29 protein-coding genes are annotated in these 14,728 nt (G+C 50.8%); all 29 read right to left on the reverse strand.

Going from position 1 to position 14,728, the window contains the following annotated elements:
• Positions 1-10 precede the first annotated feature (10 nt).
• Positions 11-631, reverse strand: a complete 621-nt coding sequence (gene rpsD / locus EGY12_RS05515) for a 30S ribosomal protein S4 (protein WP_004929729.1) — start codon at positions 629-631, stop codon at positions 11-13.
• Positions 632-661: 30 nt separating this feature from the next.
• Positions 662-1,051 (reverse strand): 30S ribosomal protein S11, encoded by a 390-nt coding sequence (rpsK, locus tag EGY12_RS05520; protein ID WP_004929731.1) that lies wholly within the window; start codon positions 1,049-1,051, stop codon positions 662-664.
• Between the two features lie 16 nt (positions 1,052-1,067).
• Complete coding sequence (rpsM, locus tag EGY12_RS05525; RefSeq protein ID WP_004929734.1) at positions 1,068-1,424, reverse strand: 30S ribosomal protein S13; 357 nt, start codon at positions 1,422-1,424, stop codon at positions 1,068-1,070.
• A 148-nt stretch (positions 1,425-1,572) separates the two neighbouring features.
• Positions 1,573-1,689, reverse strand: a complete 117-nt coding sequence (gene rpmJ / locus EGY12_RS05530; protein WP_002227352.1) for a 50S ribosomal protein L36 — start codon at positions 1,687-1,689, stop codon at positions 1,573-1,575.
• Between the two features lie 33 nt (positions 1,690-1,722).
• Entirely contained in the window at positions 1,723-3,054 is a 1,332-nt protein-coding gene (gene secY / locus EGY12_RS05535; protein ID WP_004929740.1) for a preprotein translocase subunit SecY, read from the reverse strand.
• A 7-nt stretch (positions 3,055-3,061) separates the two neighbouring features.
• The gene (gene rplO / locus EGY12_RS05540; RefSeq protein WP_004929742.1) at positions 3,062-3,496 is read right to left on the reverse strand and encodes a 50S ribosomal protein L15; all 435 of its coding nucleotides are present in this window, start codon (positions 3,494-3,496) and stop codon (positions 3,062-3,064) included.
• A gap of 3 nt (positions 3,497-3,499) precedes the next feature.
• Positions 3,500-3,679, reverse strand: a complete 180-nt coding sequence (gene rpmD / locus EGY12_RS05545) for a 50S ribosomal protein L30 (protein ID WP_048232028.1) — start codon at positions 3,677-3,679, stop codon at positions 3,500-3,502.
• Positions 3,680-3,685: 6 nt separating this feature from the next.
• The gene (gene rpsE / locus EGY12_RS05550; RefSeq protein WP_004929747.1) at positions 3,686-4,186 is read right to left on the reverse strand and encodes a 30S ribosomal protein S5; all 501 of its coding nucleotides are present in this window, start codon (positions 4,184-4,186) and stop codon (positions 3,686-3,688) included.
• A 14-nt stretch (positions 4,187-4,200) separates the two neighbouring features.
• On the reverse strand, positions 4,201-4,554 hold the full coding sequence (rplR, locus tag EGY12_RS05555; protein WP_004929748.1) for a 50S ribosomal protein L18: 354 nt from the start codon (positions 4,552-4,554) through the stop codon (positions 4,201-4,203).
• Between the two features lie 9 nt (positions 4,555-4,563).
• Positions 4,564-5,097, reverse strand: a complete 534-nt coding sequence (gene rplF, locus EGY12_RS05560) for a 50S ribosomal protein L6 (protein ID WP_004929751.1) — start codon at positions 5,095-5,097, stop codon at positions 4,564-4,566.
• Positions 5,098-5,111: 14 nt separating this feature from the next.
• Positions 5,112-5,504 carry a 30S ribosomal protein S8 gene (gene rpsH, locus EGY12_RS05565; RefSeq protein ID WP_004929753.1) on the reverse strand — a complete coding sequence of 131 codons (393 nt, stop codon included), beginning with the start codon at positions 5,502-5,504 and terminating at the stop codon, positions 5,112-5,114.
• Positions 5,505-5,534: 30 nt separating this feature from the next.
• The gene (gene rpsN / locus EGY12_RS05570; protein ID WP_048232029.1) at positions 5,535-5,840 is read right to left on the reverse strand and encodes a 30S ribosomal protein S14; all 306 of its coding nucleotides are present in this window, start codon (positions 5,838-5,840) and stop codon (positions 5,535-5,537) included.
• A 13-nt stretch (positions 5,841-5,853) separates the two neighbouring features.
• On the reverse strand, positions 5,854-6,393 hold the full coding sequence (gene rplE, locus EGY12_RS05575; protein ID WP_004929756.1) for a 50S ribosomal protein L5: 540 nt from the start codon (positions 6,391-6,393) through the stop codon (positions 5,854-5,856).
• Between the two features lie 14 nt (positions 6,394-6,407).
• Positions 6,408-6,722: a 50S ribosomal protein L24 gene (gene rplX / locus EGY12_RS05580; protein WP_004929758.1), complete on the reverse strand. Its 315-nt coding sequence runs from the start codon at positions 6,720-6,722 to the stop codon at positions 6,408-6,410.
• Between the two features lie 9 nt (positions 6,723-6,731).
• On the reverse strand, positions 6,732-7,103 hold the full coding sequence (rplN, locus tag EGY12_RS05585; RefSeq protein WP_000613954.1) for a 50S ribosomal protein L14: 372 nt from the start codon (positions 7,101-7,103) through the stop codon (positions 6,732-6,734).
• 172 nt (positions 7,104-7,275) lie between these two features.
• Positions 7,276-7,530, reverse strand: coding sequence for a 30S ribosomal protein S17 (rpsQ, locus tag EGY12_RS05590; RefSeq protein ID WP_004929760.1), 255 nt, complete (start codon positions 7,528-7,530; stop codon positions 7,276-7,278).
• On the reverse strand, positions 7,531-7,722 hold the full coding sequence (rpmC, locus tag EGY12_RS05595) for a 50S ribosomal protein L29 (protein WP_004929762.1): 192 nt from the start codon (positions 7,720-7,722) through the stop codon (positions 7,531-7,533). It lies immediately after the preceding gene.
• Positions 7,722-8,132 carry a 50S ribosomal protein L16 gene (rplP, locus tag EGY12_RS05600; RefSeq protein ID WP_004929764.1) on the reverse strand — a complete coding sequence of 137 codons (411 nt, stop codon included), beginning with the start codon at positions 8,130-8,132 and terminating at the stop codon, positions 7,722-7,724. Before rplP ends, rpmC begins: the two co-directional genes overlap by 1 nt.
• Positions 8,133-8,144: 12 nt before the next feature.
• The gene (gene rpsC, locus EGY12_RS05605) at positions 8,145-8,843 is read right to left on the reverse strand and encodes a 30S ribosomal protein S3 (protein ID WP_004929766.1); all 699 of its coding nucleotides are present in this window, start codon (positions 8,841-8,843) and stop codon (positions 8,145-8,147) included.
• Between the two features lie 17 nt (positions 8,844-8,860).
• On the reverse strand, positions 8,861-9,193 hold the full coding sequence (gene rplV / locus EGY12_RS05610) for a 50S ribosomal protein L22 (RefSeq protein ID WP_002223844.1): 333 nt from the start codon (positions 9,191-9,193) through the stop codon (positions 8,861-8,863).
• 14 nt (positions 9,194-9,207) lie between these two features.
• Entirely contained in the window at positions 9,208-9,486 is a 279-nt protein-coding gene (rpsS, locus tag EGY12_RS05615) for a 30S ribosomal protein S19 (RefSeq protein ID WP_004929772.1), read from the reverse strand.
• 14 nt (positions 9,487-9,500) lie between these two features.
• The gene (gene rplB, locus EGY12_RS05620) at positions 9,501-10,325 is read right to left on the reverse strand and encodes a 50S ribosomal protein L2 (RefSeq protein ID WP_004929775.1); all 825 of its coding nucleotides are present in this window, start codon (positions 10,323-10,325) and stop codon (positions 9,501-9,503) included.
• A gap of 18 nt (positions 10,326-10,343) precedes the next feature.
• The gene (rplW, locus tag EGY12_RS05625) at positions 10,344-10,646 is read right to left on the reverse strand and encodes a 50S ribosomal protein L23 (protein ID WP_004929776.1); all 303 of its coding nucleotides are present in this window, start codon (positions 10,644-10,646) and stop codon (positions 10,344-10,346) included.
• On the reverse strand, positions 10,643-11,248 hold the full coding sequence (rplD, locus tag EGY12_RS05630) for a 50S ribosomal protein L4 (RefSeq protein WP_004929779.1): 606 nt from the start codon (positions 11,246-11,248) through the stop codon (positions 10,643-10,645). The genes rplW and rplD overlap by 4 nt, the downstream gene beginning before the upstream one ends.
• A gap of 10 nt (positions 11,249-11,258) precedes the next feature.
• Positions 11,259-11,888, reverse strand: coding sequence for a 50S ribosomal protein L3 (gene rplC, locus EGY12_RS05635; RefSeq protein ID WP_015379265.1), 630 nt, complete (start codon positions 11,886-11,888; stop codon positions 11,259-11,261).
• A gap of 32 nt (positions 11,889-11,920) precedes the next feature.
• The gene (gene rpsJ, locus EGY12_RS05640; RefSeq protein ID WP_001181005.1) at positions 11,921-12,232 is read right to left on the reverse strand and encodes a 30S ribosomal protein S10; all 312 of its coding nucleotides are present in this window, start codon (positions 12,230-12,232) and stop codon (positions 11,921-11,923) included.
• A gap of 380 nt (positions 12,233-12,612) precedes the next feature.
• Entirely contained in the window at positions 12,613-13,092 is a 480-nt protein-coding gene (bfr, locus tag EGY12_RS05645; RefSeq protein ID WP_004929784.1) for a bacterioferritin, read from the reverse strand.
• A 73-nt stretch (positions 13,093-13,165) separates the two neighbouring features.
• Positions 13,166-13,360, reverse strand: coding sequence for a bacterioferritin-associated ferredoxin (bfd, locus tag EGY12_RS05650; RefSeq protein WP_015379266.1), 195 nt, complete (start codon positions 13,358-13,360; stop codon positions 13,166-13,168).
• Positions 13,361-13,491: 131 nt separating this feature from the next.
• A complete protein-coding gene (tuf, locus tag EGY12_RS05655; RefSeq protein WP_015379267.1) occupies positions 13,492-14,676 on the reverse strand; it encodes an elongation factor Tu in 1,185 nt (394 codons plus the stop codon).
• Between the last annotated feature and the right edge of the window lie 52 nt (positions 14,677-14,728).

Consider the following 14,728-nt stretch of genomic DNA (forward strand, 5'->3'; position numbering starts at 1 on the left):
GTACTAAGCTTTACTTGGAGTAAAGCTCGACGATCAGGTGTTCGTTAATGTCCGCAGACAGATCGGTACGTTCAGGCATACGCTTGAACACGCCTTCCATCTTAGCAGCATCAACTTCCAGCCAAGTCGGCTTTTCACGCTGCTCAGCCAGCTCCAGAGAAGCTTTAACACGAGACTGCTTTTTAGCTTTCTCGCGGATGCTGACTACGTCATTCGGAGATACCTGATAAGAAGCGATGTTAACAACGCGACCGTTTACCATAACTGCTTTATGGCTAACCAGCTGACGTGACTCTGCACGAGTAGCGCCGAAGCCCATACGGTAAACAACGTTGTCCAGACGACCTTCCAGCAGCTGCAACAGGTTTTCACCGGTGTTGCCCTTCAGGCGGGTTGCTTCTTTGTAATAGTTGCGGAATTGACGCTCCAGAATGCCGTACATACGGCGAACTTTCTGCTTCTCACGCAACTGAACACCGTAATCAGACAGACGCGGTTTACGCGCACCGTGCTGACCAGGTGCTTGTTCAATTTTACACTTGGAATCGATCGCGCGAACGCCAGACTTAAGGAACAGGTCTGTGCCCTCACGACGGCTCAGCTTGAGCTTAGGACCCAAATATCTTGCCATTTTCTTTCTCCAACAATCCTAAAAGCTGCGTTACACGCGGCGCTTTTTCGGCGGACGACAACCGTTATGAGGGATCGGAGTCACATCAGTAATATTAGTGATGCGGAAACCAGCCGCGTTCAGAGCGCGGATAGTAGACTCACGACCAGGACCAGGTCCTTTAACCATAACTTCCAGGTTCTTGATACCGTATTCTTTTACTGCGTCAGCACAACGTTCTGCTGCAACCTGTGCTGCGAACGGAGTGGACTTACGAGAACCACGGAAACCGGAACCACCGGCTGTTGCCCAACCCAAAGCATTACCCTGACGATCAGTGATGGTAACGATGGTGTTGTTGAAAGAAGCATGGATATGAGCCACGCCGTCAGAGACTTGCTTTCTTACACGCTTACGTGTACGAACAGGTGCCTTTGCCATTATTCAATAACCCCGATTATTTCTTGATCGGCTTGCGCGGACCCTTACGGGTACGAGCGTTGGTCTTGGTGCGCTGACCGCGTACCGGCAGACCACGACGATGACGCAAACCACGATAGCAACCAAGGTCCATAAGACGCTTGATGCTCAGGGTAATTTCACGACGCAAATCACCCTCAACGGTGTATTTGGCAACTGCATCACGAAGCTTTTCGATTTGCTCTTCAGACAGCTCACTGATCTTAACATTTTCAGCAATACCCGTGGATGCACAGATAGCCTGTGAACGGGTTTTACCGATACCGAAGATCGACGTTAAGGCGATAACGGTATGTTTATGATCAGGAATGTTAATGCCTGCTATACGGGCCACTATGCACTCCTACTATTTTATACAGCAACACCATTCTGAAAAGCCCGTTTTCAGGATACTCAAATAATGTTGCAGTGCGACATACAAAAGATTGGCTGGCTAATCTAGCCAGCTCAACCCAACTTTGCAAGAAAAATATGCGAGATAATCAGCCTTGACGCTGTTTATGCTTCGGCTCGGCGCTGCAAATCACACGAACGACACCGTTACGCTTAACGATTTTGCAGTTACGACATAATTTCTTGACGGAAGCACGAACTTTCATTTTTACTCTCCGTAACTTCTCAAACGAATCTGACTAGCGGTTATAGCCTTTCAGATTTGCTTTCTTCAATGCAGACTCGTACTGACTTGACATCATCAGAGTTTGCACTTGAGCCATAAAGTCCATGATGACGACAACCACGATCAGTAGCGAGGTACCACCAAAGTAGAATGGTACTTTCATTGCATCACGCATGAACTCCGGGATCAGGCAGATGAAAGTAATGTACATCGCGCCCACCAGGGTTAAACGCGTCATTACTTTATCGATATACTTCGCCGTTTGCTCTCCCGGACGAATTCCTGGTACGAAGGCACCGGACTTCTTCAGGTTATCTGCTGTCTCACGCGGGTTGAAGACCAACGCCGTGTAGAAGAAACAGAAGAAGATGATTGCAGACGCATAGAGTAACACATAAAGCGGTTGCCCTGGCTGCAAATACAGCGAAATCGTAGTCAGCCAGTTCCAACCGGTACCGCCCCCAAACCATGATGCAATCGTGGCCGGGAACAGAATAATGCTGGAAGCGAAAATCGCCGGGATAACACCCGCCATGTTCACTTTCAACGGTAAGTGTGTACTCTGTGCTGCATAAACACGACGACCTTGTTGACGCTTCGCATAGTTAACGACGATACGACGTTGACCACGCTCGATGAAAACAACGAAGAAGGTTACTGCAAACACCAATACTGCAACCAACAGCAGCAGGAGGAAGTGCAGGTCGCCTTGCCGCGCTTGCTCAATAGTATGGGCCACTGCCGGCGGGAGCCCCGCTACAATACCCGCGAAGATAATGATCGAGATACCGTTGCCGATACCGCGTTCAGTAATCTGCTCACCCAGCCACATCAGGAACATTGTCCCGGTTACCAGGCTCACAACCGCAGTAAAGTAGAATGCAAAGCCTGGGTTTAACACCAGGCCCTGCATACCAGGCATATTCGGCAGACCGGTAGCAATACCGATCGACTGGAATATGGCCAATACCAGCGTACCGTAGCGGGTGTACTGGCTAATCTTGCGACGGCCAGCCTCCCCTTCTTTCTTGATTTCCGCCAACGCCGGATGAACCACCGTCAGCAGCTGGATAATGATCGACGCCGAGATATACGGCATGATCCCCAGAGCAAAGATAGAAGCACGGCTGAGGGCACCACCAGAGAACATGTTAAACATTTCAATGATAGTGCCTCTCTGCTGCTCAAGCAATTTGGCAAGCACAGTGGCATCGATACCAGGAATCGGAATGAAAGAGCCGATACGGAAGACAATCAGCGCGCCGATTACAAACAAAAGTCTGCGCTTCAGCTCGCCGAGCCCGCCTTTAGCACTTTGAAAATCTAATCCTGGTTGCTTAGCCATCTGCTACTTATTCCTCAATTTTACCGCCAGCAGCCTCGATAGCAGCACGAGCGCCTTTGGTGACACGCAGACCACGCAGGGTTACCGGACGAGCGACTTCGCCAGAAAGTACAACTTTCGCGAATTCGATCTGGACACCAACTACGTTAGCGGCTTTCAGCGCGTTCAGGTCGATAACATCGCCTTCAACCAGAGCCAGTTCAGACAGACGAACTTCTGCCGTGATCATCGCTTTGCGTGAAGTGAAGCCGAATTTCGGCAGACGACGGTACAGAGGCATCTGACCACCTTCGAAACCACGACGTACGCCACCGCCAGAACGAGACTTCTGACCTTTGTGACCACGGCCGCCGGTTTTACCCAGGCCAGAACCAATACCACGACCTACACGCTTAGGCGCATGCTTGGCACCTTCAGCCGGAGACAGAGTATTTAAACGCATCTGTTACTCCTCAACTTTAACCATGTAGGAAACCAGGTTGACCATACCGCGAACAGCAGGAGTATCCTCGCGCTCTACGGTGTGACCAATACGACGCAGACCCAGACCGAGCAGAGTAGCTTTATGCTTCGGCAGACGGCCAATTGAGCTGCGAGTTTGTGTAACTTTAATAGTCTTAGCCATGGTCAATTACCCCAGAATGTCGGCAACGGATTTACCACGCTTAGCAGCGACCATTTCAGGAGACTTCATATTCGCCAGAGCGTCGATAGTTGCACGAACCACGTTGATCGGGTTGGTGGAACCATAAGCTTTAGCCAATACGTTGTGCACCCCAGCAACTTCGAGAACGGCGCGCATTGCACCACCCGCGATGATACCGGTACCTTCATGAGCAGGCTGCATGAACACGCGAGAACCCGTATGAGCGCCCTTAACAGGGTGCTGCAGGGTGCCGCTGTTCAGCGCGACGTTCATCATGTTGCGACGGGCTTTTTCCATCGCTTTCTGGATCGCTGCTGGAACTTCGCGTGCTTTGCCGTAGCCAAAACCAACGCGACCGTTACCATCACCAACTACAGTCAGTGCGGTAAAGCTGAAAATACGGCCACCTTTTACGGTTTTAGATACGCGGTTTACCGCGATCAGCTTTTCCTGCAGTTCGCCAGCTTGTTTTTCGATGTGAGCCATCTTAAACCTCTTCCTTAGAACTGAAGGCCAGCTTCACGGGCAGCATCTGCCAGTGCCTGGACTCGACCATGATATTGGAAACCGGAACGGTCAAAGGATACTTTCGCAATCCCTTTTTCCAACGCGCGCTCAGCCAGAGCTTTACCTACGGCTGCTGCTGCGTCTTTGTTACCGGAATACTTCAGTTGCTCCGCGATAGCTTTTTCTAAAGTAGAAGCGGCTACCAGTACTTCAGAACCGTTTGGAGCAATCACCTGTGCGTAAATGTGACGCGGGGTACGATGTACCACCAGGCGGGTTGCACCCAGCTCTTGGAGCTTGCGGCGTGCGCGGGTCGCACGACGGATACGAGCAGATTTCTTATCCATAGTGTTACCTTACTTCTTCTTAGCCTCTTTGGTACGCACGACTTCGTCGGCGTAACGAACACCTTTACCTTTGTAAGGCTCAGGACGACGGTAAGCGCGCAGATCTGCTGCTACCTGGCCAATCACCTGCTTATCAGCGCCTTTCAGCACGATTTCAGTTTGGCTTGGGCATTCAGCAGTGATACCTGCCGGCAGCTGGTGATCGATAGGGTGAGAGAAGCCCAGGGCCAAATTCACCACGTTGCCTTTAACGGCAGCACGATAACCAACACCTACCAGTTGAAGCTTTTTGGTGAAGCCTTCGGTAACACCAACAACCATTGCGTTCAGCAGAGCGCGCGTGGTACCCGCTTGAGCCCATGCGTTAGCAAAACCTTCGCGCGGGGCGAAAGTCAGTGCGTTAGCTTCTTGCTTCACTTCAACGGCGTCGTGGATAGTACGAGTCAACTCGCCGTTTTTACCCTTAATCGAAATAACCTGACCGTTGAGTTTTACCTCTACGCCGGCAGGAATGACGACGGGTGCTTTTGCAACACGAGACATTCTTTCCTCCCGAATTAAGCTACGTAGCAGATAATCTCGCCACCCAGACCAGCCTGGCGAGCTGCACGATCGGTCATAACACCTTTAGAGGTAGAAACAACAGCGATACCCAAACCGGCCATAACTTTTGGCAGCTCATCTTTTTTCTTGTAGATGCGCAGACCTGGACGGCTGATACGTTGAATGCTTTCTACCACAGCTTTGCCCTGGAAGTACTTCAGTACCAGTTCCAGAACAGGCTTGGCGTCGCCTTCGATTTTGAAATCTTCAATAAAACCTTCTTCCTTCAGCACGTTGGCAATTGCCACTTTCAGCTTGGAGGAAGGCATGGTGACCGCAACTTTGTTCGCGGCTTGACCGTTACGGATACGGGTCAGCATATCCGCGATCGGATCTTGCATGCTCATCTGTCTTTACTCCCGTGATTCAATTGGTAATTACCAGCTAGCCTTTTTCAAGCCTGGTACTTCACCGCGCATAGCGGCTTCACGAAGCTTAATACGGCTCAACCCGAATTTGCCCACATAACCATGTGGACGGCCAGTTTGGCGGCAGCGTTTACGCTGACGAGACGGGCTGGAATCACGCGGCAGAGTTTGCAGCTTGAGAACGGCATTCCAACGATCTTCATCGGATGCGTTCACATCAGAGATAATAGCTTTCAGTTCAACGCGTTTTGCAAAGAACTTGTCAGCTAATTTCACGCGCTTGACTTCGCGTGCTTTCATTGATTGCTTAGCCATCAGTAACCCTGCCTTACTTGCGGAACGGGAAGTTAAAAGCAGCCAGCAGCGCGCGGCCTTCATCATCAGATTTCGCAGTAGTGGTAATGGTAATATCCAAACCACGAACGCGATCGACTTTGTCGTAGTCGATTTCTGGGAAGATGATTTGCTCACGCACGCCCATGCTGTAGTTGCCACGGCCATCGAATGACTTGGCGGACAGGCCACGGAAGTCACGGATACGTGGAACAGCAATGGAGATCAGACGCTCAAAGAACTCCCACATGCGTTCGCCACGCAGAGTTACTTTACAGCCGATCGGATAGCCCTGACGGATTTTGAAGCCTGCAACAGATTTGCGGGCTTTGGTGATCAACGGTTTTTGACCGGAGATAGCTGCCAGGTCCGCTGCGGCGTTATCCAGCAGTTTCTTGTCAGCAATCGCTTCACCAACACCCATGTTCAGGGTGATCTTCTCGACCCGAGGGACTTGCATGACAGAGTTGTAATCAAACTGAGACATCAGTTGTTTGACTACCTCGTCTTTGTAGTAATCATGCAGTTTCGCCATCGTATTACTCCAAATTACTTGATAGTTTCGCTGTTAGATTTGAAGAAACGGACTTTTTTGCCGTCTTCGAATCTAAAGCCTACACGGTCAGCCTTGCCGGTAGCCGCGTTGAAGATAGCAATGTTAGAAACCTGAATTGCAGCTTCTTTCTCAACAATGCCGCCTGGTTGGTTCAGAGCCGGAACCGGCTTCTGGTGTTTCTTAACCAGGTTGATGCCTTCAACAATGACCTTGCCAGCAGACAGGACATTTTTTACTTTACCGCGCTTACCTTTGTCTTTCCCGGTAATCACGATAACTTCGTCATCACGACGGATCTTCGCTGCCATGTTCGCTCCTTAGAGTACTTCTGGTGCCAGAGAGATAATTTTCATGAACTTCTCATTACGCAGTTCACGAGTTACCGGCCCAAAAATACGCGTACCGATTGGCTGCTCGCTGTTATTGTTCAAAATAACGCATGCATTGCCATCGAAGCGAATGACAGAACCGTCCGGGCGACGTACACCCTTCTTGGTGCGCACCACTACCGCCTTCAGAACATCGCCTTTCTTCACCTTACCGCGAGGAATTGCTTCCTTGATGGTAATTTTGATGATGTCGCCGACGCCTGCGTAGCGACGGTGCGAGCCACCTAGAACCTTGATACACATTACGCGACGTGCACCGGAGTTGTCGGCGACGTTCAGCATAGTCTGTTCTTGGATCATTTTAGTGCTCCGCTAATGTCAACTACTACTTTAAAGACCCAAGTAAAAATTAGGCCGTTGAAAAGCCCCATAACCGAGGGCGCAGCATTATAACACCGCTTACTTGGTATGGGTAGAAAAAATAAACGGCTCATTTTCTGAGCCGTTTATTAAGTGAGAGCCAGCTACTCTATTACAGAATCGCTTTCTCTACAACGCGAACCAACGTCCAGGACTTAGTCTTGGACAGTGGGCGGCATTCGCGGATTTCTACCACGTCGCCGGTACCACATTCGTTGTTCTCGTCATGTACGTGCAGCTTGGTCGTACGTTTGATGAATTTCCCGTAGATTGGGTGCTTCACAGTACGCTCGATAGCAACAACGATGGATTTCTCCATTTTATCGCTAACAACACGACCCTGCAGGGTACGGATAACTTCAGTCATTTACACACCCGCCTTTTGAGTCAGTAAAGTCTTAACGCGTGCGACGTCACGACGCACTTGTTTCAACAGGTGAGTTTGTTGCAGCTGGCCACTGGCCGCCTGCATGCGCAAGTTGAATTGCTCACGCAGCAGGTTGAGCAGCTCGGCATTCAGCTCTTCAACGCTTTTTTCACGCAGCTCTTGTGCTTTCATTACATCACCGTCTTAGTTACAAAGGTGGTTTTGATCGGCAGTTTCGCTGCTGCCAGTTTGAATGCCTCGCGGGCAACCTCTTCTGGCACGCCGTCCATTTCGTACAGGACCTTACCAGGCTGGATCAGGGCAACCCAATACTCCACGTTACCCTTACCTTTACCCATACGCACTTCCAGCGGCTTCTCGGTGATCGGTTTGTCCGGGAATACACGGATCCAGATCTTGCCTTGACGCTTAACTGCACGAGTCATTGCACGACGAGCTGCTTCGATTTGACGAGCAGTCAGACGGCCACGGCCAACAGCTTTCAGACCGAAAGTGCCGAAGCTAACATCCGTACCTTGCGCCAGACCACGGTTGCGGCCCTTGTGCACCTTACGGAATTTTGTACGCTTTGGTTGTAACATCAGCGACTCTCCTTACTTGCGGCCTTTACGCTGCTGCTTTTTAGGTTGAGCAGCCGGTTCCGGTTGTTCAACTGCAGCCATACCACCCAGGATCTCACCTTTGAAGATCCATACCTTAACGCCGATTACACCATAAGTGGTGTGCGCTTCAGATGTGTTGTAGTCGATGTCCGCACGCAGAGTGTGCAATGGAACACGACCTTCGCGGTACCATTCGGTACGTGCGATTTCAGCGCCGCCAAGACGGCCGCTTACTTCAACTTTGATACCTTTAGCGCCAAGACGCATTGCGTTCTGTACTGCACGCTTCATAGCACGACGGAACATAACGCGACGTTCCAGCTGAGAAGTGATGCTGTCAGCAACCAATTTAGCGTCGAGTTCCGGTTTACGGACTTCGGCGATGTTGATCTGTGCAGGAACGCCAGCGATGTCCGCTACGACCTTGCGCAGTTTTTCGACGTCTTCACCTTTCTTGCCGATAACGATGCCTGGGCGAGCAGTGTGAATGGTCACACGGATGCTCTTCGCAGGACGCTCGATAACGATGCGAGAAACGGAAGCTTTCGACAGTTCCTTAGTCAGGAATTGACGAACTTTAAAGTCGCTGTCCAGGTTGTCAGCGAATTCTTTGGTATTCGCATACCAAGTAGAGTTCCAAGGTTTGACAATACCCAGGCGAATACCATTAGGATGTACTTTCTGACCCATTGCTAGTCTCCAGAGTCTCAGCGATCGGACACAACCACAGTAATGTGGCTGGTGCGCTTCAGGATGCGATCTGCACGACCTTTTGCACGCGGCATAATGCGCTTCATGCTTGGGCCTTCGTCTACGAAGATTTTCGTAACTTTCAGATCATCGATGTCAGCGCCATCGTTGTGTTCTGCGTTAGCAATGGCAGACTCCAGCACTTTCTTAACCAGACCAGCAGCTTTCTTGTTGGTGTAGGTCAGAGTTTCCAGAGCTTGCGACACTTTCTTACCGCGAATCAGGTCAGCAACAAGGCGAACCTTCTGAGCAGAAGAACGAGCGTGGCGATGTTTAGCGATAGTTTCCATCTCTTCCTCCTACCTTAGCGCTTTTTAGCTTTTTTATCAGCCGCATGGCCGCGATAAGTACGAGTCGGCGCGAATTCACCCAGTTTGTGACCGACCATTTCATCGGAAACGAACACTGGTACGTGCTGACGACCATTATGGACAGCGATGGTCAAACCGATCATGTTAGGAAAGATCGTTGAACGACGGGACCAAGTGCGCAAAGGCTTCTTGTCACCGCTTTCCACCGCTTTCTCTACCTTCTTCAGCAAGTGCAGGTCAATAAAAGGACCTTTCTTGAGAGAACGTGGCATGGCTTATCCTCTAATTATTTTTTGCTACGGCGACGTACGATGAACTTATCAGTACGCTTGTTGCTACGGGTCTTCTTACCTTTGGTCTGAACGCCCCACGGAGTTACCGGGTGCTTACCAAAGTTACGACCTTCACCACCACCGTGCGGGTGATCTACCGGGTTCATCGCCGTACCGCGAACGGTAGGACGAACACCACGCCAACGTGCAGCACCTGCTTTACCCAGAACGCGAAGCATGTGTTCAGCGTTACCGACTTCACCCAGGGTGGCGCGGCAATCAGCTGGAACTTTACGCATTTCGCCGGAGCGCAGACGCAGAGTTACGTAGGAACCATCACGAGCAACGATCTGAACGTAGGCACCAGCGGAGCGAGCCATCTGGCCGCCTTTACCTGGTTTCATTTCTACGTTGTGAACCGTTGAACCAACTGGAATGTTGCGCATCGGCAGGGTGTTACCCGCTTTGATTGCAGCATCAACGCCAGATTGAATCTGGTCACCAGCTTTCAGGCCTTTCGGCGCCAGGATGTAACGGCGTTCGCCGTCTTTGTACAGAACCAGCGCGATGTTCGCGGAACGGTTCGGATCGTACTCCAGACGCTCAACCACAGCAGGGATACCGTCTTTGTTGCGCTTGAAGTCAACCAGACGATAATGTTGCTTGTGGCCACCACCGATATGACGGGTGGTGATACGGCCATTGTTGTTACGACCACCGCTTTTGCTCAGTTTTTCCAGCAGCGGGGCATAAGGTTTACCCTTGTGCAGCTCAGGGTTAACCACTTTAACAACGTGGCGACGACCCGGAGATGTAGGTTTACATTTAACAATTGCCATTGTTCTTACTCCTCCGACTTACTCTGCGCCGCCGATGAAGTCCAGATTCTGGCCTTCTTTCAGGGTGACGTAAGCTTTTTTCCAGTCGCTACGACGACCAACACGCTGACCGTGACGTTTCACTTTCCCTTTAACTACCAGGGTGTTCACGTCTTTGACTTCGACTTCAAACAGTTTCTGCACTGCAGCTTTGATTTCTGCTTTGGTCGCGTCTTTGGCAACTTTGAGAACGATGGTGTTGCTTTTTTCCATCGCAGCGGATGCTTTTTCAGATACGTGCGGTGCACGCAGCACTTTCAGCAAACGTTCTTCACGGATCATGCCAGCATCTCCTCAACTTGCTTCACAGCATCAGCAGTCATAACCACTTTGTCGAAGGCGATCAGGCTAACCGGATCGATACCTGCTACATCGCGCACGTCAACCTTGTACAGGTTGCGAGCTGCCAGGAACAGATTCTCATCCAGTTCACCGGTCACGATCAGCACGTCTTCCAGAGCCATATCTTTCAGTTTCTGTGCCAGCAGCTTAGTTTTAGGCGCTTCTACAGAGAACTTCTCGACAACGATCAGACGATCTTGACGTACCAGTTCGGACAGGATGCTTTTCAGCGCGCCGCGGTACATCTTTTTGTTTACTTTCTGACTGTGGTCCTGTGGCTTAGCAGCAAAGGTCACGCCGCCTGAACGCCAGATCGGGCTCTTTACAGAACCTGAACGCGCACGGCCGGTGCCTTTCTGACGCCATGGCTTTTTGCCGGAACCAGTTACTTCAGCACGGGTCTTCTGAGCACGGGTACCTTGACGGGCACCTGCTGCATAAGCAACAACAACCTGGTGTACCAGCGCTTCGTTGAAATCACGACCGAAGGTAGTTTCGGAAACAGTCAGCGCGCTTTGCGCGTCTTTCAATACTAATTCCATTGCTATCCCCTTACGCCTTCACAGCTGGTTTAACGATCAGGTTGCCACCGGTTGCGCCCGGTACAGCACCCTTAACCAGCAGCAGGTTGCGCTCAGCGTCAACACGTACTACGTCCAGGCTTTGAACGGTTACGCGCTCATCACCCAGGTGGCCAGCCATTTTCTTGCCTTTGAACACTTTGCCCGGAGTCTGGTTCTGACCGATAGAACCCGGAACGCGGTGAGACAAGGAGTTACCGTGGGTAGCGTCTTGGGTACGGAAGTTCCAGCGCTTAACAGTGCCAGCAAAACCTTTACCTTTAGAAGTACCGGTAACATCGACTTTTTTAACGTCAGCGAAGATTTCTACGCTAATTTCCTGACCTGCAGCGAATTCTTGGCCTTCTTCCAGGCGGAATTCCCACAGACCACGGCCAGCTTCAACGCCAGCTTTAGCGAAATGGCCCGCTTCCGGCTTGGTTACACGGTTAGCTTTTTTGCTACCAGTGGTAACCTGAACGGCACGGTAACCGTCGGTGTCCAGGCTTTTAACCTGAGTCACGCGGTTCGCTTCAATTTCAATTACGGTTACTGGGATAGAAACGCCATCTTCAGTGAAGATACGGGTCATACCCACTTTTTTACCGACTAAACCAATCATTGTTTCAACCTCTCAATCGCTCAATGACCTGATTAACCCAGGCTGATCTGCACGTCTACACCGGCAGCCAGATCCAGACGCATCAGAGCATCAACGGTTTTCTCGGTTGGCTCAACGATGTCAACCAGACGCTTGTGAGTGCGAATCTCGTACTGATCGCGCGCGTCTTTGTTGACGTGCGGAGAGATCAGAACGGTAAAGCGCTCTTTGCGAGTTGGCAGCGGGATCGGACCACGGACTTGCGCACCAGTGCGCTTTGCAGTCTCGACGATTTCCGCGGTTGATTGATCGATCAGACGATGATCAAACGCTTTCAGGCGGATACGGATTCTTTGGTTCTGCATGAGACCAGAGCTCCAATTATTTATAAACGTAAATAATTACTCCTCACACCCATTTCGATTGATGGGGGAGTGTAATCGTCAACATATAACCCCCATATCGGGAGTATTGTTCGAAGGGCAAAAAAGGCCTGCCTATCGACTGATTCGCTAAAATCAGGCTTACCAAGATTAGGTAAGCCCGCGCATTATACGCAAAATGGCCCAGGAAGCAAGCCGCAGTTGGAAATATGCTCAGGAAATCGTCATTTTTGCACCTTCAGCCGCAGTCAGGAGATGAAAATGGCAAACGAGGTATGAATTATGCTTGGCGGGGAGCTCCCCTGCCCCACCGTTAAAGCGGTCGCCGGCAGAGGAGAGTCGATGACGAACGGAAGACAGGCTTACTCTTTGCGCTCTAGAATCTGAGCCTGGGCATAGTTTTGAATACCGAGGCGAGCGATCAGATCCAGCTCGGTTTCAAGCCAGTCGATATGCTCTTCTTCATCGGCCAGAATGTCGATCATCAAATCGCGGCTGACATAATCGTGTATCGAGTCGGCATAGGCGATGCCTTCACGCAGGTTTTTGGCGCCCGCCAGCTCCAGCGCCAAATCGGAACGCAGCATCTCTTCAATGTCTTCGCCAATGTTCAGCTTGCCAAGGTCTTGCAGGTTCGGGATCCCTTCCAGGAACAGGATACGCTCGATATAGCGATCGGCATGCTTCATTTCATCGATCGACTCGTGATATTCCTTGTCGTTGAGGCGCATCAAGCCCCAATTCTTGAACATGCGAGCGTGCAGGAAATATTGATTGATGGCAACCAGCTCGTTGCCGAGCAGCTTGTTGAGGTGAGCAATGATCTTTTTATCGCCTTTCATAGGTAACTCCTCCTGGCCAGTTCTAAAAGTGTAGAACCTGTAAGCCAAGAGTCAAAAATAACCTTACCCTTTGTTAGGCAACTTCATGCATTGGGATGATAGTTCCGCGCTCCTCCACCATAATTTGTCTTGCCTGACGAATGCACTTTCCACAATCGGTACCAATCGGTACAAGTTCACGCAGCTGCTTCATAGTATGGGGATTGTGCTGACGCACCGCATTACGGATCGCTTTGTCAGTCACCGCATTACACAGACATACATACATAGAGAGACTCACTTCTTAACCAATGCATTGAGTCTAAATAGGAATGGTTTTTATTTCAATTAAGATTTGAACAAATTGCATAAAAAAAGGGCACCGAAGTGCCCTTTTTTGTGTCGAAAAATTATTCGCGATTAAGCGATAACTTTAGCAACAACACCTGCGCCAACGGTACGGCCGCCTTCACGGATTGCGAAACGCAGACCGTCGTCCATCGCGATTGGGTGGATCAGGGTGACTTTCATGTTCACGTTGTCGCCTGGCATTACCATCTCTACGCCTTCTGGCAGTTCGATGGTACCGGTCACGTCAGTTGTACGGAAGTAGAACTGTGGACGGTAGCCTTTGAAGAATGGAGTGTGACGACCACCTTCATCTTTGCTCAGGATGTACACTTCAGATTCGAACTGGGTGTGTGGCTTGATGGAGCCTGGCTTAGCCAGTACCTGACCACGTTCGATTTCTTCACGCTTGATACCACGCAGCAGAACACCTACGTTCTCACCAGCACGGCCTTCGTCCAGCAGTTTGCGGAACATTTCAACGCCAGTACAGGTAGACTTAACGGTGTCTTTGATACCAACGATTTCAACTTCTTCGCCAACTTTGATGATACCGCGCTCAACACGACCGGTAACAACGGTACCACGACCGGAGATGGAGAATACGTCTTCGATTGGCAGCAGGAACGGCTTGTCGATCGCACGCTCTGGCTCTGGGATGTAGCTGTCCAGGGCTTCGGCCAGTTCGATGATTTTCGCTTCCCACTCAGCTTCGCCTTCCAGCGCTTTCAGCGCGGAACCGCGGATTACCGGCAGGTCGTCGCCTGGGAAGTCGTAAGCGGACAGCAGTTCGCGAACTTCCATTTCTACCAGTTCCAGCAGCTCTTCATCATCAACCATGTCGCATTTGTTCATGAATACGATGATGAAAGGAACGCCAACCTGACGACCCAGCAGGATGTGCTCACGAGTCTGAGGCATTGGGCCGTCAGTCGCAGCTACTACCAGGATCGCGCCGTCCATCTGAGCAGCACCGGTGATCATGTTTTTCACGTAGTCGGCGTGCCCTGGGCAGTCAACGTGCGCGTAGTGACGAGTCGGGGTGTCATACTCAACGTGAGAGGTGTTGATGGTGATACCACGAGCTTTTTCTTCTGGCGCGTTATCGATCTGGTCGAAAGCACGTGCAGAACCGCCGTAGGTTTTAGCCAGTACGGTAGTGATCGCTGCAGTCAGGGTAGTTTTACCGTGGTCAACGTGGCCGATAGTACCAACGTTAACGTGCGGTTTTGTACGTTCAAATTTTTCTTTAGACACGGCTATATTCCTTACTATAGCGCTCTCCCCTTCTGGAGAGAGCACGGGACTT

The organism is Serratia sp. FDAARGOS_506, assembly GCF_003812745.1.
In the GTDB taxonomy this organism is placed as follows: Bacteria; Pseudomonadota; Gammaproteobacteria; order Enterobacterales; family Enterobacteriaceae; genus Serratia.